Annotated in this window: 22 protein-coding genes; 14 read left to right on the plus strand and 8 right to left on the minus strand. The window is 41.2% G+C overall.

Annotation, left to right across the window (positions count from 1 at the left end; all coding sequences use genetic code 11):
- Positions 1-47: 47 nt before the first annotated feature.
- Positions 48-539: a CcdC family protein gene (locus NYE49_RS09800; RefSeq protein ID WP_072174017.1), complete on the plus strand. Its 492-nt coding sequence runs from the start codon at positions 48-50 to the stop codon at positions 537-539.
- 30 nt (positions 540-569) lie between these two features.
- On the opposite strand, the gene yneK is transcribed toward NYE49_RS09800, so the two are convergent.
- The 4 genes from yneK to sspO all read right to left on the minus strand — a co-directional run bounded on the left by yneK (position 570) and on the right by sspO (position 2,029).
- A complete protein-coding gene (yneK, locus tag NYE49_RS09805; protein ID WP_047182676.1) occupies positions 570-998 on the minus strand; it encodes a DynA interaction protein YneK in 429 nt (142 codons plus the stop codon).
- Positions 999-1,231: 233 nt separating this feature from the next.
- Positions 1,232-1,624 carry an outer spore coat protein CotM gene (cotM, locus tag NYE49_RS09810; protein WP_015251997.1) on the minus strand — a complete coding sequence of 131 codons (393 nt, stop codon included), beginning with the start codon at positions 1,622-1,624 and terminating at the stop codon, positions 1,232-1,234.
- A gap of 80 nt (positions 1,625-1,704) precedes the next feature.
- Positions 1,705-1,851 (minus strand): small acid-soluble spore protein P, encoded by a 147-nt coding sequence (locus NYE49_RS09815; protein WP_003221237.1) that lies wholly within the window; start codon positions 1,849-1,851, stop codon positions 1,705-1,707.
- A 31-nt stretch (positions 1,852-1,882) separates the two neighbouring features.
- Positions 1,883-2,029 (minus strand): acid-soluble spore protein SspO, encoded by a 147-nt coding sequence (sspO, locus tag NYE49_RS09820; RefSeq protein WP_003244839.1) that lies wholly within the window; start codon positions 2,027-2,029, stop codon positions 1,883-1,885.
- Positions 2,030-2,256: 227 nt separating this feature from the next.
- On the opposite strand from sspO, the gene acnA reads away from it, so the two are divergent.
- The 7 genes from acnA to NYE49_RS09855 all read left to right on the plus strand — a co-directional run bounded on the left by acnA (position 2,257) and on the right by NYE49_RS09855 (position 7,091).
- On the plus strand, positions 2,257-4,986 hold the full coding sequence (gene acnA, locus NYE49_RS09825) for an aconitate hydratase AcnA (protein ID WP_015383771.1): 2,730 nt from the start codon (positions 2,257-2,259) through the stop codon (positions 4,984-4,986).
- Between the two features lie 71 nt (positions 4,987-5,057).
- Positions 5,058-5,570, plus strand: coding sequence for a redoxin domain-containing protein (locus tag NYE49_RS09830; RefSeq protein ID WP_029726674.1), 513 nt, complete (start codon positions 5,058-5,060; stop codon positions 5,568-5,570).
- An 80-nt stretch (positions 5,571-5,650) separates the two neighbouring features.
- Complete coding sequence (locus NYE49_RS09835; protein WP_003244964.1) at positions 5,651-5,776, plus strand: FbpB family small basic protein; 126 nt, start codon at positions 5,651-5,653, stop codon at positions 5,774-5,776.
- 64 nt (positions 5,777-5,840) lie between these two features.
- A complete protein-coding gene (gene sspN, locus NYE49_RS09840; RefSeq protein ID WP_003231569.1) occupies positions 5,841-5,987 on the plus strand; it encodes an acid-soluble spore protein SspN in 147 nt (48 codons plus the stop codon).
- A gap of 36 nt (positions 5,988-6,023) precedes the next feature.
- Complete coding sequence (tlp, locus tag NYE49_RS09845) at positions 6,024-6,275, plus strand: small acid-soluble spore protein Tlp (RefSeq protein ID WP_047182677.1); 252 nt, start codon at positions 6,024-6,026, stop codon at positions 6,273-6,275.
- A gap of 84 nt (positions 6,276-6,359) precedes the next feature.
- Complete coding sequence (locus NYE49_RS09850) at positions 6,360-6,776, plus strand: YbgC/FadM family acyl-CoA thioesterase (RefSeq protein WP_017696516.1); 417 nt, start codon at positions 6,360-6,362, stop codon at positions 6,774-6,776.
- A 15-nt stretch (positions 6,777-6,791) separates the two neighbouring features.
- On the plus strand, positions 6,792-7,091 hold the full coding sequence (locus NYE49_RS09855; protein WP_015383773.1) for a hypothetical protein: 300 nt from the start codon (positions 6,792-6,794) through the stop codon (positions 7,089-7,091).
- Between the two features lie 29 nt (positions 7,092-7,120).
- Here the strand turns inward: NYE49_RS09855 and NYE49_RS09860 are convergent, their stop codons facing one another.
- Together NYE49_RS09860 and plsY are read right to left on the minus strand one after the other, a co-directional pair.
- Positions 7,121-7,408: a HesB/YadR/YfhF family protein gene (locus NYE49_RS09860; protein ID WP_047182678.1), complete on the minus strand. Its 288-nt coding sequence runs from the start codon at positions 7,406-7,408 to the stop codon at positions 7,121-7,123.
- Between the two features lie 87 nt (positions 7,409-7,495).
- Entirely contained in the window at positions 7,496-8,077 is a 582-nt protein-coding gene (plsY, locus tag NYE49_RS09865) for a glycerol-3-phosphate 1-O-acyltransferase PlsY (RefSeq protein ID WP_003231560.1), read from the minus strand.
- Positions 8,078-8,246: 169 nt separating this feature from the next.
- Between plsY and NYE49_RS09870 the strand changes: the two genes are divergently transcribed.
- The 3 genes from NYE49_RS09870 to parC all read left to right on the plus strand — a co-directional run bounded on the left by NYE49_RS09870 (position 8,247) and on the right by parC (position 13,445).
- On the plus strand, positions 8,247-8,654 hold the full coding sequence (locus tag NYE49_RS09870; protein ID WP_047182679.1) for a CoA-binding protein: 408 nt from the start codon (positions 8,247-8,249) through the stop codon (positions 8,652-8,654).
- 399 nt (positions 8,655-9,053) lie between these two features.
- Entirely contained in the window at positions 9,054-11,021 is a 1,968-nt protein-coding gene (gene parE, locus NYE49_RS09875) for a DNA topoisomerase IV subunit B (protein ID WP_014479944.1), read from the plus strand.
- Positions 11,022-11,024: 3 nt separating this feature from the next.
- Positions 11,025-13,445, plus strand: coding sequence for a DNA topoisomerase IV subunit A (gene parC, locus NYE49_RS09880; RefSeq protein WP_047182680.1), 2,421 nt, complete (start codon positions 11,025-11,027; stop codon positions 13,443-13,445).
- 46 nt (positions 13,446-13,491) lie between these two features.
- Here parC and NYE49_RS09885 read toward each other — a convergent pair whose 3' ends face one another.
- A complete protein-coding gene (locus tag NYE49_RS09885; RefSeq protein ID WP_003231548.1) occupies positions 13,492-13,617 on the minus strand; it encodes a hypothetical protein in 126 nt (41 codons plus the stop codon).
- A 25-nt stretch (positions 13,618-13,642) separates the two neighbouring features.
- On the minus strand, positions 13,643-13,996 hold the full coding sequence (locus NYE49_RS09890) for a hypothetical protein (protein ID WP_003245190.1): 354 nt from the start codon (positions 13,994-13,996) through the stop codon (positions 13,643-13,645).
- A 510-nt stretch (positions 13,997-14,506) separates the two neighbouring features.
- Here NYE49_RS09890 and NYE49_RS09895 point away from each other — a divergent pair.
- The 3 genes from NYE49_RS09895 (at position 14,507) to NYE49_RS09905 (ending at position 18,036) form a co-directional block, all read left to right on the plus strand.
- Positions 14,507-15,904 carry an alanine/glycine:cation symporter family protein gene (locus NYE49_RS09895; protein WP_015383775.1) on the plus strand — a complete coding sequence of 466 codons (1,398 nt, stop codon included), beginning with the start codon at positions 14,507-14,509 and terminating at the stop codon, positions 15,902-15,904.
- Between the two features lie 302 nt (positions 15,905-16,206).
- Positions 16,207-17,706: an endo-1,4-beta-glucanase EglS gene (eglS, locus tag NYE49_RS09900; RefSeq protein WP_047182681.1), complete on the plus strand. Its 1,500-nt coding sequence runs from the start codon at positions 16,207-16,209 to the stop codon at positions 17,704-17,706.
- 66 nt (positions 17,707-17,772) lie between these two features.
- The gene (locus NYE49_RS09905) at positions 17,773-18,036 is read left to right on the plus strand and encodes a YnfE family protein (RefSeq protein ID WP_003231535.1); all 264 of its coding nucleotides are present in this window, start codon (positions 17,773-17,775) and stop codon (positions 18,034-18,036) included.
- Positions 18,037-18,093: the final 57 nt, after the last annotated feature.

Consider the following 18,093-nt stretch of genomic DNA (forward strand, 5'->3'; position numbering starts at 1 on the left):
TGTTTTGGAGTATAGTATATAGTATCAACACTCCGAGAAACAAAGGAATGATAAGTATGATGATTATAGTTTCATCGATTATTGCTGTGTTAATGGCTGTAGCTGTGATGGTGGTCAGAATAAAGTCCTCTGACAAGCCCGTTTCACCAAAAAAAATCATTCTTCCGCCGATTTTTATGAGTACGGGAGCGTTAATGTTTTTATTTCCGGTATTTTGGGTAACTGGTGCAGAGTTTTTGGAAGCATTCACTTTAGGTGTGATTTTCTCTATTTTTCTAATCAAAACTTCTAAGTTCGAAATTAAAAATAATGAAATTTACATGAAACGCTCTAAAGCATTTGTTTTTATATTAGTCGGTCTTTTGGTGATCAGAATCGTGATGAAATCGATCTTGAGCACATCAATTGATTATGGTGCACTGAGCGGAATGTTTTGGATTCTGGCTTTCGGTATGATTGTGCCTTGGAGAATCGCCATGTATTTATCATATCGAAAACTTCATAACGAGCTGCAGTCAGCTAATATTCAAATGAATTAAAAAACCTTTCCTCTTGTCAGGAAAGGTTTTTTATTTGAGAAGGGTCTGATAAGGTTCCAAATCGATTTTTTTGTCCCGCAGATGCCTTTTTAAGAAGGTATGGTCTCTTTTAGGAGTTGCGAGAATATAGCCTTTGATCATAAGTTGCTGATCAATCTTTGCTACCTTTTCTTTTAATGCAAGCTCACCGATTTTGCCTGCGATTTTGGCTTTTGCTGCATCTCTGAACAGTTCTGGCACCGGCGCAGTCAATTCATCTAGAAACTGTTTGTTTTCATCGTTCCATAAATGTCTGCTGTTTTCAATATAGTAATCCTGCCAATCAAGCTCTGATCTGCCGTCCTCTTTTGGTAAACGTTTTAAAAACTTTCGAAACATGAAAAAACCGCCGATTGATAATAAGACTACCATCATGATCACCCAAAACAGAATAAACAACAAAAACCATCCTTCCAGCATCAATCATTCCCCCTTATTCTAACCATATTGTATACGAAGAGAGATTAGAAGAACACAGTAAAAAAAGAATAGAAAAAAGTGATAGACGTCTAGTCAAAAGAGATAGTAGATCATATTCTATTGTATAGTGAATCTGCTATTTGGCCATGGGAGAGTCACTAGAGGGTATTTGACGATAAATGGACGGAAAAAAAGTCACTTTCATAATAGGGGATGAAAGTGACTTTTTATGTTTAGCTGAGAGGAAATTGAAGAGAAAAAGAAGAGCCATCTTCTGTTTCTTTATTGACGGCGACTGTGAGTATTTGATTTTCGCATTCGGCTTGAATGGTTTTGTCATTAAAATAAAAAGGAAGCATCATTTGTTTTTCAAAAGTCTGTCCTGACGATTTGACAGTTAAGATGAACTCGCATCCAGAAAGGGTAACTGTTACTTGTGTAGGCTGTAAAAAAGTCAGATCCGCTTCTATAATATACTGCTGACTTGTTTCATATAAATCAATAGGCAATGTTTCGTCGTACCAGGCGAAGGGGTCTTCAAAAAATTGCCGAAGCCATTCATCCATACTATCGAAATCATTCGCATCGTTGCGTTTTGAATGGTTCATGGAAGCATTCCTCCACATATCAACCTTGCTTAACATCATATGCGGTGGATTATAAATGGGTGAACGCATAAAAAAACAGACACTAAGGTCTGCTTTTCTTACATATCATGGCTTGAGTTGTGCTTTTGTCTTGTATGGTTTCGGTTCTTTACTTTTTTGCTTCCGCTTAGAGGCTCGGGTTGTCCGGGATTGTGTCCTTTAGGGGCGTTTTTATGCATATCTTTACTTGTATTCTTATTGGTCATAAATTGAGAACCTCCTTAAAAGAGTTCGGTGTTATTGATTGGTTTTTCTTTTTTTGTTATTTTGGCGTTCTGCTTCAGTCAGTACAAGCTGGTCGTTTTCAATATAGCCGGCGCCTTTGCCTTGGCTTTTTGCGTCATTCATTCCGTTAATGACGTGATTCGCTTTTCTTTTGACCATCATTATCACCTCAATCATAATATGGCTCCTTTTACTGTGTTATATGAGAGAGCGTAAACAGTAAAAATTACCGGTACATTTTTCTCATAAGTCGAACTTATTGTATTTAATAAAAACATTGATATTTACTTATGTATGATTTTGTTTTAATATGAAATTGTGAGAAAATTGTGATGGAATGTAATGTTCATCTGAGAATGATCTGATCTGAAGGGGGATTTTGGAGAATGGCAAACGAGCAAAAAACTGCAGCAAAAGACGTTTTCCAAGCGAGAAAAACGTTTACTACAAATGGGAAAACATATCATTACTACTCTTTAAAAGCGTTAGAAGATTCAGGTATAGGAAAGGTTTCGAAGCTTCCTTATTCCATCAAAGTTCTTTTAGAATCAGTATTGCGTCAAGTTGACGGCTTCGTTATCAAAAAAGAACACGTGGAAAATTTGGCAAAATGGGGAACTGCCGAATTAAAGGATATCGACGTTCCGTTCAAACCGTCTCGTGTTATTTTACAAGACTTCACAGGGGTTCCGGCAGTAGTAGATCTGGCTTCACTGCGTAAAGCAATGGCAGCTGTCGGCGGAGATCCTGATAAAATCAACCCTGAAATTCCTGTTGATCTCGTTATCGACCACTCTGTACAGGTAGATAAAGCGGGTACAGAAGATGCATTAGCAGTAAATATGGACTTGGAATTCGAAAGAAATGCAGAGCGCTACAAATTTTTAAGCTGGGCAAAGAAAGCGTTTAACAATTATCAGGCAGTGCCGCCTGCAACAGGTATTGTGCACCAGGTCAACCTTGAGTTCTTGGCAAGTGTTGTCCATGCCATTGAAGAAGACGGCGAGCTTGTAACGTATCCTGATACGCTTGTCGGAACAGACTCACACACAACAATGATTAACGGTATCGGTGTTCTCGGCTGGGGTGTCGGTGGAATTGAAGCTGAAGCAGGAATGCTTGGACAGCCTTCTTACTTCCCAGTTCCAGAGGTAATCGGCGCGAAACTTGTCGGCAAGCTTCCAAACGGAACAACAGCTACTGACTTGGCGTTAAAAGTAACACAAGTGCTGCGCGAAAAAGGCGTTGTCGGTAAATTTGTTGAATTCTTCGGGCCAGGAGTTGCTGAACTGCCGCTCGCAGACCGCGCAACAATTGCGAACATGGCTCCGGAATATGGTGCTACATGCGGATTCTTCCCAGTAGATGAAGAAGCGCTCAACTACATGCGCCTGACAGGCCGTGATCCTGAACATATTGATGTTGTCGAAGCGTACTGCAGAAGCAATGGCTTGTTCTACACTCCTGATGCGGAAGACCCTCAATTTACTGATGTGGTTGAAATTGATCTGTCTCAAATTGAAGCGAACTTATCAGGTCCAAAGCGTCCACAGGATTTAATTCCGCTTTCTGCTATGCAGGAAACGTTTAAAAAGCACTTAGTCAGCCCTGCGGGTAACCAAGGGTTCGGTTTAAACGCTGAGGAAGAAAATAAAGAAATTAAGTTTAAACTCCTTAACGGCGAAGAAACAGTTATGAAAACGGGTGCGATTGCCATTGCTGCTATTACAAGCTGTACGAATACATCTAACCCATATGTTCTGATCGGCGCCGGACTAGTAGCGAAAAAAGCGGTTGAGTTAGGGCTTAAGGTGCCTAATTACGTGAAAACGTCACTTGCACCGGGTTCTAAAGTCGTTACAGGATATCTTGTGAATTCAGGCCTTCTTCCATACATGAAAGAGCTTGGCTTTAACCTCGTTGGGTACGGCTGTACAACATGTATCGGGAACTCAGGTCCGCTTTCACCGGAAATCGAAGAAGCGGTTGCGAAAAATGATCTTCTGATTACGTCTGTCCTTTCCGGAAACCGTAACTTTGAAGGACGTATTCACCCGCTTGTTAAAGGCAACTATCTTGCTTCACCACCGCTTGTTGTGGCATATGCGCTGGCTGGAACGGTAAACATTAACTTGAAAACCGATCCAATCGGTGTGGGTAAAGATGGTCAAAACGTATACTTTAACGATATTTGGCCGTCAACAGACGAAATCAATTCACTTGTTAAGCAAACTGTTACGCCTGAGCTCTTCCGTAAAGAGTATGAAACGGTATTTGATGACAACGAGCGCTGGAACGAGATTGAAACAACAGATGAAGCGTTATATAAATGGGATAATGAGTCAACTTACATCCAAAACCCGCCATTCTTTGAAGAGATGTCTGTTGAACCAGGCAAGGTTGAACCATTAAAAGGTTTGCGTGTTGTCGGTAAATTCGGCGATTCAGTCACAACTGACCATATTTCTCCTGCGGGGGCAATCGGAAAAGATACGCCTGCCGGAAAGTACTTGCAAGAAAAAGGTGTTTCTCCTCGTGACTTTAACTCCTACGGTTCCCGCCGCGGAAACCATGAAGTCATGATGAGAGGAACATTTGCAAACATTCGCATCAAAAACCAAATTGCACCGGGTACAGAGGGCGGATTTACGACGTACTGGCCGACTGGTGAAGTAACATCCATCTATGATGCGTGCATGAAATACAAAGAAGATAAAACTGGTCTTGTCGTATTAGCAGGAAAAGACTATGGTATGGGATCTTCACGTGACTGGGCTGCAAAAGGAACAAACCTTCTCGGCATCAGAACGGTCATTGCAGAGAGCTTTGAAAGAATTCACAGAAGCAACCTTGTATTCATGGGTGTGCTGCCGCTTCAGTTTAAACAAGGTGAAAATGCGGATACACTCGGCTTAACGGGTAAAGAAGTCATCGAGGTAGATGTTGATGAAACAGTTCGTCCTCGTGACCTTGTGACGGTAAGAGCAATCAATGAAGACGGCAATGTAACAACTTTTGAAGCAGTCGTCCGCTTTGATAGTGAAGTTGAAATTGATTACTACCGCCATGGCGGCATCCTTCAAATGGTGCTTCGTGAAAAAATGAAGCAGTCCTGATGAATCAATAGGAAGAGAAGGCATTTCGCTTTCTCTTCTTTTTATGACACAATGTGCTGCGGAGGTGGCATATGCTGAAAAAATGGCTCGCAGGGATTCTGCTTATCATGCTTGCCGGTTATACGGGATGGAATTTATATCAAACATACAGCAAAAAAGAAGTCGGAATTCAAGAGGGGAAACAAGCACCTGATTTTTCTTTGAAAACGCTGTCAGGAGAGAAAAGCTCTTTACAGGATGCAAAAGGCAAAAAAGTGCTGCTCAATTTTTGGGCAACTTGGTGTAAGCCGTGCCGTCAGGAAATGCCGGCGATGGAAAAGCTGCAAAAAGAGTACGCCGACAAACTTGCGGTTGTTGCGGTAAATTTCACTTCAGCTGAGAAAAGTGAGAAACAGGTCCGAGCGTTTGCTGATACGTATGATTTAACATTCCCCATTCTGATTGATAAAAAAGGGATCAATGCTGACTATAACGTGATGTCATATCCAACGACATATATCTTAGATGAAAAAGGTGTTATCCAAGACATACACGTTGGCACCATGACAAAAAAAGAAATGGAACGAAAACTGGATCTTGATTAGATTCAGTTTTTTTTATGCTCAGATATGCTTACAAGTTTTCAGAATTGGAAAAAATAAAAGAATATGCGGAGGTGAGAAGCGTGAAGAAGATGAGAAAACGTTCTTTTCATGAGCTCGTCATGGAAAACAAAAAAGAGCTGATGACCAATACAGAGTATTTAAATCAGCTTGAGGAAAAGCTTGAACAGCGATTTAAGCAAAAATAACCTTTAATTTGTATTCATGTTTACCCCTCCTTTTGAGAAACCTATCTGTTGAGGAGGGATAAACATGGGAAACAACAAGAAAAACGGTCAGCCTCAATATGCTCCAAGCCACTTGGGTACAAAGCCTGTAAAATATAAAGCCAATAAAGGGGAAAAAATGCATGATACTTCAGGTCAGCGGCCGATCATCATGCAGACAAAAGGCGAGTAGCGAAAAATCGAGTTTATTTCTAGGAGGTACATCCGAATGACAAAGAACCAAAATCAATATCAGCAGCCTAATCCTGATGATCGTTCTGACAATGTGGAAAAATTGCAGGATATGGTTCAAAATACAATTGAAAATATAGAAGAAGCAGAAGCATCAATGGAGTTTGCTTCAGGAGAAGATAAACAGCGTATCAAAGAAAAAAATACAAGGCGCGAACAGAGCATTGAAGCGTTTCGTAATGAAATACAGGACGAATCTGCAGCGAGACAAAACGGATACCGTTCTTAAAAAACCAGGGAAACCTGGTTTTTTTCTTTCTGATTTGATTATGGTAAAATGGGGCTAAATTGACGTTAAGGGAGCAGAGTAATCTTGCATGTATCAAAAAAAGAAATAGAAGTGCGTTATGCAGAAACAGATCAAATGGGAATTGTCTATCACGCAAATTATCTTGTGTGGATGGAGGTCGGCAGAACGGCCTTGATTAAGGACTTAGGCTTTTTATATAGTGATATGGAAAAAAGAGGCGTTCTGTCCCCAGTCGTTGATATCAACATTTCCTATAAAAAGCCGCTTCATTACGGAGAAACCGCGGTTGTACATACATGGATAGAGGAATATAACGGCTTTAAAACCGTCTATGGTTATCACATTTATAATCCGGCCGGTGAGCTTTCCATCAAAGCCACCTCATCTCATATTTGTGTGGATAAAGAAAGCTTTAAGCCAATTCAATTCCGCAAAGCTTTTCCTGATTGGCACACAGCATATGAAAAGGCCAAAAAATAGGGAAGTGAACGGGATATGGCGTTTGGTGTGAAACGGGAGGAACTTAACCGGTGGAAACAAGCAGTGAAAAGAGGAGAAATCGCATTTTTAACACATTACTGGCTGGATGACCGATTTCCAGAAGCAAGGACTGTGACAAAAGCCGGCTGTGCAGACATTGATAAGCTGGTTCAGTGGGGAGCGGCGTACGGGTTAAAAAAAGAATGGCTCCATAAGAAAAGTGAATTTCCTCACTTTGATCTATTGGGTGAGACCCAAAAATATATTTTGGAACAAGAAAACCTAACCGATCATCTTATACGATTTCATTTGTAAAAAAGAACGCACATGATGTGCGTTCTTTTTTATTGGTATTCAAAAACCGGTTCATTAGCGTCTTTTGAATAGCTGACGAGAAGGTCGTGGTTATCAAAGTACCATAAATCACTTTCTTCAATAAAGAAGGTAATGCCGTCAGCTTCTGCAGTAACTCCAGCCTCTTGTGGGGCATCTTTCGCTACACCGAGAGAAAAACCCTTTTGAACGTTGCTGCAGCCTCCATAGCGGACGAAAAAGCGAACCTGGTCTCCGCTTTCCAAATCGAGTTCTTCTTTATACCAGTTCAATGCGTCTTCGTTAATTGTCATATTCATAACAGAACACCCCTTTGTTCTTCATTTGAATTTTCTCTATTATAAACGTATTAGGCTATTCTGTGTCAAAAGAGAAGTTTTTTAAGCTTATAGCCATTTTACTTTAGGTTCTGTTTTATTGATAATTCGTTTAATGTTCGCCCGGTGTCTGTATATCACAAAAATAGTCAGCAGGGTAACGACAATCAATAAATACGTATCATGGACAAAGAAACTATATATAACAGTATAGATCCCTGTTAACATCGATGAGAGAGAAACAAATTTAGTCAAGTATAAAAAGATGAAGAATACCGCAACCATCGTGATAAATAACAGGGGTGCGTAAAATAGCAAAACGCCTCCTGATGTCGCCACGGCTTTACCGCCTTTAAATTTGGCGAAGATGGGAAACACGTGGCCTAAAACCGCAAAGACTCCTGCAAGAAGCGGGTGAATATCAACATGCATGAGAAAAGGCAATGCAGTTGCCAGTGTCCCTTTCAAAATATCTCCGGCTATGACGACCGAACCAGCTTTTACACCCAATGTACGGAATGCATTGGTAGCGCCTAAGTTGCCGCTTCCGTGCTCCCGAATATCAATTCCCTTGGCAAGCTTGCCCACAATTAAGCCAGATGGAATGCTGCCTATCAAGTAGGCCAAAATAATCAATAAAGCAATTAACATCTACATTTCTCCTTTTTCAAATTCCCTTCTTTTTATTTTAACATGAGATGTCATGATCTGATGATAAGTTTTTTTGTAAAGTTTGCTTACAAATCCAATCAAACATGCATCATATTTTGATTTCTCCTGTTTTGATCGTGTAAAATAAGTGGAAAAGGAGTGACACACGATGCAAAACCCTTCTAAAGCGGAAATTAAAGAGATTCTTCAAAGAAGCAAACGTATAGCGGTAGTAGGGCTTTCAGACCGTCCGGATAGAACGTCACATATGGTTTCAAAAGCGATGCAGGACGCGGGTTATGAAATTATCCCTGTGAACCCGACAATTGATGAGGCGCTAGGTGTCAAAGCCGTTTCATCTTTAAAAGAGATTGACGGTCCGATTGACATCGTAAATGTATTCCGGCGCTCAGAACAGCTTCCTGGAGTGGCGGAAGAGTTTTTAGAGACAGGTGCGCCAGTCTTTTGGGCACAGCAAGGGCTAGTTAATGAGGAAGCATACCAGATGCTAAAAGAAAAAGGCAGAACGGTTATCATGGATCTGTGCATAAAAGTGGCACACGCTGTAACAAAATAGGTGCAGAACTGCAAAAATCCTTGTAAATTCAAGGATTTTTGCTTTTTAATTTTAAGATATTGTTTGCGTATTACGGTGAAACAGATACAATAAAGCTTGAACAGCTTTTTTTGAATACCTTGTCCAGCTGGGTTTCGGCCGTTCGATTTGCGAAGGTCTGCTGCTTTATATATAATAAACAAACATACGTTCTCATGGTGTGAAAACAGCACTAGCCGATGTTTTGAGAAGAACTGATTCGTTAGCTCTATGTTGCGATTGCAAACATATTGGTTATAATGAGGAGTCCAAGGCAGTACTGGCTCGAGGCGAGGTTTATAAAAAATATCTTATATACAAATGATGTGTAACACTGAAAAAGAGAAAGACAATGTTAGTTTTTGAAAGGGGTTTGTACGTTTGGCTAGAAAACAGCAATTTGATTACAACGAAGATGCCATACAGGTGCTCGAAGGCCTTGAGGCTGTCAGGAAAAGGCCGGGTATGTATATTGGCTCTACTGACGCGCGGGGTTTGCACCACTTGGTTTATGAAATTGTAGATAACTCTGTCGACGAGGTGCTTGCCGGCCATGGAGATCACATAATCGTCAAAATACATAAAGACAATAGTATTTCTGTACAGGATAGAGGTCGCGGCATGCCGACCGGAATGCATAAGCTCGGCAAACCAACCCCTGAAGTGATTTTAACGGTGCTTCATGCCGGAGGAAAATTCGGCCAAGGCGGCTATAAGACAAGCGGCGGGCTCCACGGAGTTGGTGCATCAGTCGTGAATGCTTTATCTGAATGGCTGACGGTTACCATTGAGCGGGACGGTTTTGTCTATCAGCAGCGATTTGAAAATGGAGGAAAACCGGTTACATCTCTCGAAAAGATCGGCAAAACAAAAAAGACGGGAACTCTTACACACTTTAAGCCAGATCCAACGATGTTCAGCACAACCACTTATAATTTTGAAACGCTCTCTGAGCGCTTAAGAGAGTCTGCGTTTTTGTTAAAAGGACTGAAAATTGAGCTGATTGATGAACGCAATGACCAGCATGAGGTCTTTTATTATGAAAACGGTATAGAAGCGTTTGTTGCTTACTTAAATGAAGAAAAAGACGTCTTGTCTGAAGTGGTCTCGTTTGAGGGTGAGCATCATTCTATAGAAGTGGACTTTGCGTTCCAGTTTAACGATGGTTATTCTGAAAATATTTTGTCGTTTGTCAACAATGTCAGAACAAAAGACGGCGGGACGCATGAGTCAGGTGCAAAAACTGCGATGACGCGTGCTTTTAATGAATATGCGCGAAAAGTGGCTTTGCTGAAAGAAAAGGATAAGAACCTTGAAGGCACCGATATAAGGGAAGGGCTTTCAGCCATTATTTCTGTCCGCATTCCTGAGGAGCTTCTTCAATTTGAGGGACAAACAAAAGGAAAGCTCGGTACCAGTGAAGCAAGATCAGCGGTTGATGCGATTGTTTCAGAGCAGCTTGCTTACTTTTTAGAGGAAAATCGGGACACCGCAACGCTTCTTGTCAAAAAAGCAATCAAGGCGAGCCAGGCGCGCGAAGCGGCACGCAAAGCCCGTGAAGAAGCAAGAAGCGGCAAAAAACGAAAAAAATCAGAAGCGACTTTAAGCGGAAAGCTGACGCCTGCGGGTTCAAGAAACCCGGCAAAAAATGAATTGTATCTCGTTGAGGGAGATTCAGCAGGCGGGTCAGCCAAGCAGGGAAGAGACCGCAGATTCCAAGCGGTTCTGCCTTTACGCGGTAAAGTCATTAATACAGAAAAAGCTAAGCTTGCTGATATCTTTAAAAATGAAGAGATCAATACGATCATTCATGCGATCGGCGGGGGAGTCGGAGCAGATTTCTCAATCGATGACATCAACTACGACAAAATCATCATTATGACCGATGCCGATACTGACGGCGCCCATATTCAAGTGCTGCTTCTTACCTTTTTCTATCGCTATATGAAACCGCTCATTGAGCATGGCAAGGTGTTCATTGCATTGCCACCTTTATATAAGGTCAGTAAAGGAAGCGGGAAGAAGGAAATCATTGAATATGCATGGTCTGATGAAGAGATGGGTGATGTCCTGAAAAAAGTCGGCAAAGGCTATACCATTCAACGATATAAGGGTCTTGGAGAGATGAACGCAGACCAGCTGTGGGAAACGACGATGAATCCGGAGTCCCGCACACTTGTTAGGGTCAAAATTGACGATGCGGCACGTGTAGAGAGACGTGTGACGACGTTAATGGGAGACAAAGTAGAGCCGCGCAGAAAGTGGATTGAGAAAAACGTCGCTTTCGGCTTAGATGAAGAAAGCAATATTTTAGAAAATGAAAACTTATCGGTCGCTGAGGAGGTTTAATGATTGTCACAGCCAGAATTATTTCATGATTTACCATTAGAAGAGGTGATCGGCGACCGTTTTGGACGCTACAGTAAATATATTATTCAAGACAGGGCGCTGCCCGATGCGAGAGACGGATTAAAGCCGGTACAGCGCAGAATTCTGTATGCGATGCATACAGATGGAAACACGTTTGATAAAAACTTCAGAAAAGCGGCCAAAACGGTCGGTAACGTCATCGGTAACTATCATCCGCACGGTGACAGCTCGGTTTATGAAGCAATGGTGCGGATGAGCCAGGATTGGAAAGTTCGTAATGTGTTAATCGAAATGCATGGAAACAATGGAAGTATCGACGGAGATCCCCCGGCAGCCATGCGTTATACAGAGGCACGATTATCTCCGATTGCATCTGAGCTTCTTCGGGATATTGACAAAAACACGGTTGAATTTGTGCCGAACTTTGATGACACAAGCAAGGAGCCTGTCGTACTCCCGGCGATGTTTCCTAACCTATTGGTCAACGGATCTACCGGGATTTCAGCAGGATACGCGACCGACATTCCCCCTCATCATCTGGGAGAAGTCATTGATGCTGTCATTAAGCGTATTCAAATGCCATCTTGCTCTGTTGATGAACTCATGGAAGTCATTAAAGGGCCTGATTTTCCGACAGGCGGTATTATTCAGGGCGTTGACGGGATAAGAAAAGCTTACGAAACCGGAAAAGGAAAAATCATTATCCGTGGAAAGGCTGAAATTGAAACAATTAGAGGCGGACGAGAACAAATTGTCATTACTGAAATTCCATTTGAAGTAAATAAAGCAAACCTTGTAAAAAAAATGGACGAGTTCCGTATTGATAAAAAGGTTGAAGGCATCTCAGAGGTTCGTGATGAAACGGATCGAACAGGGCTGAGAGTGGTCATTGAACTGAAAAAAGAAGCTGATGCCAAAGGCATTTTGAATTTCTTATACAAAAACACTGATTTGCAGATCACATATAACTTCAATATGGTGGCTATCCATAACCGCCGTCCGATGCTGATGAGCCTGCCGTCTATTTTGGATGCATATATCGGACACCAAAAGGAAGTTGTCACAAACCGGTCCGTTTACGAGCTTCAAAAAGCAAAAGACAGACATCATATCGTAGAAGGGCTCATGAAAGCTTTGTCTATTTTGGATGAAGTGATTGCAACAATCCGTTCTTCTAGCGATAAACGTGACGCTAAAAACAATTTGATCGCCAAATATGAATTTACAGAGCCTCAGGCTGAAGCCATCGTGTCATTGCAGCTATATCGTTTAACCAATACAGATATCACAGCGCTTAAGGAAGAGGCAGAAGAGCTCGGTAAAAAAATTGAAGAGCTCGAATCTATTCTGAGCAATGATAAAAAACTGCTAAAAGTGATTACAAACAGCTTAAAAGCACTGAAAAAGAAATATGCAGATACAAGACGCTCCGTGATTGAAGAAAAAATTGAAGAAATTAAAATCAATCTCGAAGTCATGGTTGCATCTGAGGATGTATATGTAACCGTTACGAAGGATGGTTACCTAAAACGGACGAGCCAGCGCTCATTTGCCGCTTCCAACGGTCAGGACTTCGGAATGAAAGATACGGACAGGATGCTGCATCAGTTTGAAATGAATACGACGGACGTGCTGCTGCTCTTTACGAACAAAGGAAGCTACATCTATTGTCCTGTTCACCAGCTGCCTGATATCAGATGGAAGGACATGGGTCAGCATTTTTCAAATCTGATCACTATTGACCGTGATGAAACGATTGTAAAGGCCATACCGATAAAAGAATTTGATCCGTCGGCATATCTTCTATTCTTTACGAAAAACGGCATGGTGAAAAAGACAGAGCTCACCCATTATAAAGCACAGCGTTATTCTAAGGCGCTTGTAGCCTTAAATCTGAAGGGTGAAGATGAACTGATTGATGTACATGTAACAAATGGGGAAAGCCAGATCTTTATCGCCACTCACTTAGGGTACGGCCTATGGTTTGGAGAAGACGAAGTGAATGTAGTTGGCGCGCGTGCGGCAGGTGTCAAAGGGATTAACTTAAAAGAGGATGACTTTGTTGTCTCCGGTGAGATTCTTCAGCAATCTGATTCAATTGTCTTGTTCACACAGCGGGGAGCGGTAAAACGCATGAGTCTTTCTGAGTTCGAGAAGACATCCCGCGCAAAACGCGGTGTCGTAATGCTAAGGGAACTGAAAAAGAATCCTCACCGAGTTGTAGCACTATTCGCTTGCGGTCTTGAACAGCGGCTAATGGCAGAAACAGAAAAAGGCGACAGAAGAGAACTGCAGGCAAAAGAGTTGCGGACAAACGACAGATACAGCAATGGCTCTTTCTTTTTTGATGAAGAGGAATCAGGTAAGGTTACAGCTGTTTGGCGCCTTCATACAGAACAATAATAAAAAACCCGCTCATACTATATGAGCGGGTTTCGTTTGTTTTTTATCAGCTTTCATGGTTGGTGAATAGATCTGTTACAGCATGAATGACTTCAATCCCCTGCCATACAAATAAATTCAGCGCTGTGAAAGAAAATAAGCCTAAAATCACCATTCTTAAGATAAACAACATGTTAAACAGCCTCCTCATATTTTCGTTACATAATCGGGTGATGTTGAACATGAAGTTTGCCGAAATAAGACGATTGATAAAATTTGGCCAGTATAAAGCTTTTTTTCCGCTGACGTCTGCGGGAGTATCCCGTACTTTTGCTTTCAGCGGTCAGCAGCAGAACAGCCATTGCCCATAAAGCGGTCAGCGTAAATGCCCCTGTGATGGATTTCTTCTCATCATCAGCATTTTGGCCGGCTTTCATTTCATGCATTTCCTGCTGGTCGGCTACGGCTTTATAATGATGGCCGATATCAAAGGCGTGGGGAATTGAGAACAAATGAAAACTGGCAATCGCCAAGAATAAGATGGATGCTTTCAATATCGTTACTTTTTTCAAATGATCTCCCCCTCCTTTAATATTACTGAATATTTTTATAATAATACCCCAATCCATCCTAAAAGTAAACCTGATTTATTAAATTTAAAAATAAATTTAACCTTGTTAAGTATATATCTTTTTGCTTATTTTTGAAAGAGAAAACTTCTTTTATTAGCGTATGTATACCCGGTTTATGGTGTGAATAAAAACATATTTTAAATGATATGTTTGTTGTTTAGGGTTTATTACTTTATTTATGTGCTAAATCAAAGAGAAAGGCAAGAGAATGGGAAGAAATGATTACATTGTTAATAGGGTACTCTTTTTTAAAAGCCAGCTTGCAAGGAATGTTTTTATTCGTAGGAAAATAATAGAGAAGGGGTCGACAGAGTAACATCTGGCTATGACAATATTCTTCTCGAAAAAACTTCCTAATTCGTCATATTGTGATATAATAAAACTCGTTATGTTAAAAAATCTAACATCAAAATCGAATTCGTGTTGAATTGATGAAAACGGGAGGTAAATATGGAGTCTTTTTTCAATAGTTTAATTAATATTCCAAGTGATTTCATCTGGAATTACCTATTTTATATTTTAATAGGGCTTGGATTATTTTTTACCATACGTTTTGGTTTTATCCAATTCCGTTATTTTATTGAAATGTTCAGAATAGTAGGGGAGAAGCCGGAAGGAAATAAAGGTGTTTCATCTATGCAGGCATTCTTTATTTCGGCCGCATCCCGAGTCGGCACAGGGAATTTGACTGGTGTAGCCTTAGCAATTGCGACAGGCGGACCAGGCGCTGTATTTTGGATGTGGGTAGTGGCTGCAGTAGGCATGGCTTCAAGCTTTGTCGAAAGTACATTAGCGCAGCTTTATAAGGTAAGAGACGGGGAGGATTTCCGCGGAGGGCCGGCCTACTATATTCAAAAGGGTCTTGGTGCCAGATGGCTTGGTATCGTTTTTGCAATCTTAATTACCGTCTCATTCGGCTTGATTTTTAACGCTGTTCAAACAAATACAATTGCTGGAGCATTGGATGGCGCATTCCATGTGAATAAAATAGTTGTAGCCATAGTTCTGGCGGTTTTAACTGCGTTTATCATTTTCGGCGGTTTAAAACGTGTTGTCGCTGTTTCACAGCTAATTGTGCCGGTTATGGCAGGCATTTATATCCTTATCGCTTTATTTGTTGTCATCACGAATATTACAGCTTTCCCTGGCGTTATCGCTACAATTGTTAAAAATGCTTTAGGTTTTGAACAAGTCGTCGGCGGCGGAATAGGCGGCATCATCGTTATCGGTGCGCAGCGCGGGCTTTTTTCAAACGAAGCAGGAATGGGGAGCGCACCAAACGCGGCTGCGACGGCTCATGTATCCCATCCGGCAAAGCAAGGCTTTATTCAAACATTAGGTGTATTTTTCGATACATTTATCATATGTACGTCCACAGCATTTATTATTTTGCTGTACAGTGTAACTCCAAAAGGCGACGGCATCCAAGTAACACAGGCTGCTCTTAACCATCACATTGGAGGCTGGGCGCCGACTTTCATCGCAGTCGCAATGTTCTTGTTTGCATTCAGTTCAGTTGTCGGCAACTATTATTATGGCGAGACAAACATTGAATTTATTAAAACAAGCAAAACATGGCTGAACATTTACCGTATCGCTGTAATTGCTATGGTTGTGTATGGATCTTTATCAGGCTTCCAAATCGTTTGGGATATGGCGGACCTCTTTATGGGTATCATGGCGCTGATCAACTTAATTGTGATTACGCTGCTGTCAAACGTTGCTTACAAAGTGTATAAAGATTACGCGAAACAGCGTAAGCAAGGACTTGATCCTGTGTTTAAAGCGAAAAACATCCCAGGGCTGAAAAACGCTGAAACATGGGAAGATGAGAAACAAGAAGCATAATATAAATATAAAACAAAGCTGCATTCAATAGTTGAATGCAGCTTTTTCATTATTGGAAATAAATTTAATTTTTCGACTCGAATGAAAAATGACGTGTAAAGTCCCTATTCAGTCCAGTTTTCTTTGTTCTATATGTGTCATGTGTGTCTTATTCAATGGAAATAGAGCAAATTGACAGGCTTTTAAACCTCCCAAAAACAAGAAATTAGGTTGATAGACAATCATGAGAAAGATTTTTACAATGAGTTCGTGCTCATAAGAAGTGAAGAGCCAAAATGATGCGAAGGAGGAAAAGATCAGATATGAAACGGTCAATCTCTATTTTTATTACGTGTTTATTGATTACGTTATTGACAATGGGCGGCATGATGGCTTCGCCGGCATCAGCAGCAGGGACAAAAACGCCAGTAGCCAAGAATGGCCAGCTTAGCATAAAAGGTACACAGCTCGTTAACCGAGACGGTAAAGCGGTACAGCTGAAGGGGATCAGTTCACACGGATTGCAATGGTATGGAGAATATGTCAATAAAGACAGCTTAAAATGGCTGAGGGACGATTGGGGTATCACCGTTTTCCGTGCAGCGATGTATACGGCAGATGGCGGTTATATTGACAACCCGTCCGTGAAAAATAAAGTAAAAGAAGCGGTTGAAGCGGCAAAAGAGCTTGGGATATACGTCATCATTGACTGGCATATTTTAAATGACGGTAATCCAAACCAAAATAAAGAGAAGGCAAAAGAATTCTTCAAGGAAATGTCAAGTCTTTACGGAAACACGCCAAACGTCATTTATGAAATTGCAAACGAACCAAACGGTGATGTGAACTGGAAGCGTGATATTAAACCGTATGCGGAAGAAGTGATTTCCGTTATCCGCAAAAATGATCCAGACAACATCATCATTGTCGGAACCGGTACATGGAGCCAGGATGTGAATGATGCTGCCGATGACCAGCTAAAAGATGCAAACGTTATGTACGCACTTCATTTTTATGCCGGCACACATGGCCAATTTTTACGGGATAAAGCAAACTATGCACTCAGCAAAGGAGCACCTATTTTTGTGACAGAATGGGGAACAAGCGACGCGTCTGGAAATGGCGGTGTATTCCTTGATCAATCGAGGGAATGGCTGAAATATCTCGACAGCAAGACCATCAGCTGGGTGAACTGGAATCTTTCTGATAAGCAGGAATCATCCTCAGCTTTAAAGCCGGGGGCATCTAAAACAGGCGGCTGGCGGTTGTCAGATTTATCTGCTTCAGGAACATTCGTTAGAGAAAACATTCTCGGCACCAAAGATTCTACGAGGGACATTCCTGAAACGCCAGCAAAAGATAAACCCACACAGGAAAACGGTATTTCTGTACAATACAGAGCAGGGGATGGGAGTATGAACAGCAACCAAATCCGTCCGCAGCTTCAAATAAAAAATAACGGTAATACCACGGTTGATTTAAAAGATGTCACTGCCCGTTACTGGTATAAAGCGAAAAACAAAGGCCAAAACGTTGACTGTGACTACGCGCAGATTGGATGCGGCAATGTGACATACAAGTTTGTGACGTTGCATAGACCAAAGCAAGGTGCAGATACCTATCTGGAACTTGGATTTAAAAACGGAACGTTGGCACCGGGAGCAAGCACAGGGAATATTCAGCTTCGTCTTCACAATGATGACTGGAGCAATTATGCACAAAGCGGCGATTATTCCTTTTTCAAATCAAATACGTTTAAAACAACGAAAAAAATCACATTATATGATCAAGGAAAACTGATTTGGGGAACAGAACCAAATTAGTTAAGCTTTTTTTGGCGGACATCAGTAACGATGTCCGTTTTTATCATCTAATAGGAGGTTTGCGTTGTGGATGAAATACTGAAACAGTATATGGTGCTGTACAAAAAAATGAGTAATATGATAAATGGTCCGGACTATCCAGGTAAGGAAAAAGACATCCAGCATCAAAAAGATCAGATCGAAGTTTACGAAAAACAGCTGCAGCAAGGATTTTCTACAGATTATGACTATGATGTGTTTGCTGACTCGGTTATCAAATGCGCATATGGCGATATGACGCTGGAAGATTTAGAAGCCGTTTATTATGGATTGACAACACCATTTTTTTGATTTGTCATTCAGCAGTAAAAATTTCAAAATTTCAATTTCTGTCTCACTAACTTAAGT

Source organism: Bacillus sp. FSL L8-0358 (assembly GCF_038593095.1).
Classification (GTDB): Bacteria; Bacillota; Bacilli; order Bacillales; family Bacillaceae; genus Bacillus; species Bacillus subtilis.

Bases quoted from the DNA above. Each gene is read 5' to 3' on its own strand.
- NYE49_RS09800 (WP_072174017.1), top strand. From the start codon at position 48: ATGATAAGTATGATGATTATAGTTTCATCGATTATTGCTGTGTTAATG.
- NYE49_RS09870 (WP_047182679.1), top strand. From the start codon at position 8,247: ATGCAAAACCCTTCTAAAGCGGAAATTAAAGAGATTCTTCAAAGAAGC.
- plsY (WP_003231560.1), bottom strand. From the start codon at position 8,077: ATGTTAATTGCTTTATTGATTATTTTGGCCTACTTGATAGGCAGCATT.
- cotM (WP_015251997.1), bottom strand. From the start codon at position 1,624: ATGTGGAGGAATGCTTCCATGAACCATTCAAAACGCAACGATGCGAAT.
- tlp (WP_047182677.1), top strand. From the start codon at position 6,024: ATGACAAAGAACCAAAATCAATATCAGCAGCCTAATCCTGATGATCGT.
- sspO (WP_003244839.1), bottom strand. From the start codon at position 2,029: ATGGTCAAAAGAAAAGCGAATCACGTCATTAACGGAATGAATGACGCA.
- yneK (WP_047182676.1), bottom strand. From the start codon at position 998: ATGCTGGAAGGATGGTTTTTGTTGTTTATTCTGTTTTGGGTGATCATG.
- sspN (WP_003231569.1), top strand. From the start codon at position 5,841: ATGGGAAACAACAAGAAAAACGGTCAGCCTCAATATGCTCCAAGCCAC.
- NYE49_RS09895 (WP_015383775.1), top strand. From the start codon at position 14,507: ATGGAGTCTTTTTTCAATAGTTTAATTAATATTCCAAGTGATTTCATC.
- NYE49_RS09815 (WP_003221237.1), bottom strand. From the start codon at position 1,851: ATGACCAATAAGAATACAAGTAAAGATATGCATAAAAACGCCCCTAAA.
- eglS (WP_047182681.1), top strand. From the start codon at position 16,207: ATGAAACGGTCAATCTCTATTTTTATTACGTGTTTATTGATTACGTTA.
- acnA (WP_015383771.1), top strand. From the start codon at position 2,257: ATGGCAAACGAGCAAAAAACTGCAGCAAAAGACGTTTTCCAAGCGAGA.
- NYE49_RS09885 (WP_003231548.1), bottom strand. From the start codon at position 13,617: ATGTTGTTTATCTTAAGAATGGTGATTTTAGGCTTATTTTCTTTCACA.
- NYE49_RS09860 (WP_047182678.1), bottom strand. From the start codon at position 7,408: ATGAATATGACAATTAACGAAGACGCATTGAACTGGTATAAAGAAGAA.
- NYE49_RS09830 (WP_029726674.1), top strand. From the start codon at position 5,058: ATGCTGAAAAAATGGCTCGCAGGGATTCTGCTTATCATGCTTGCCGGT.
- NYE49_RS09855 (WP_015383773.1), top strand. From the start codon at position 6,792: ATGGCGTTTGGTGTGAAACGGGAGGAACTTAACCGGTGGAAACAAGCA.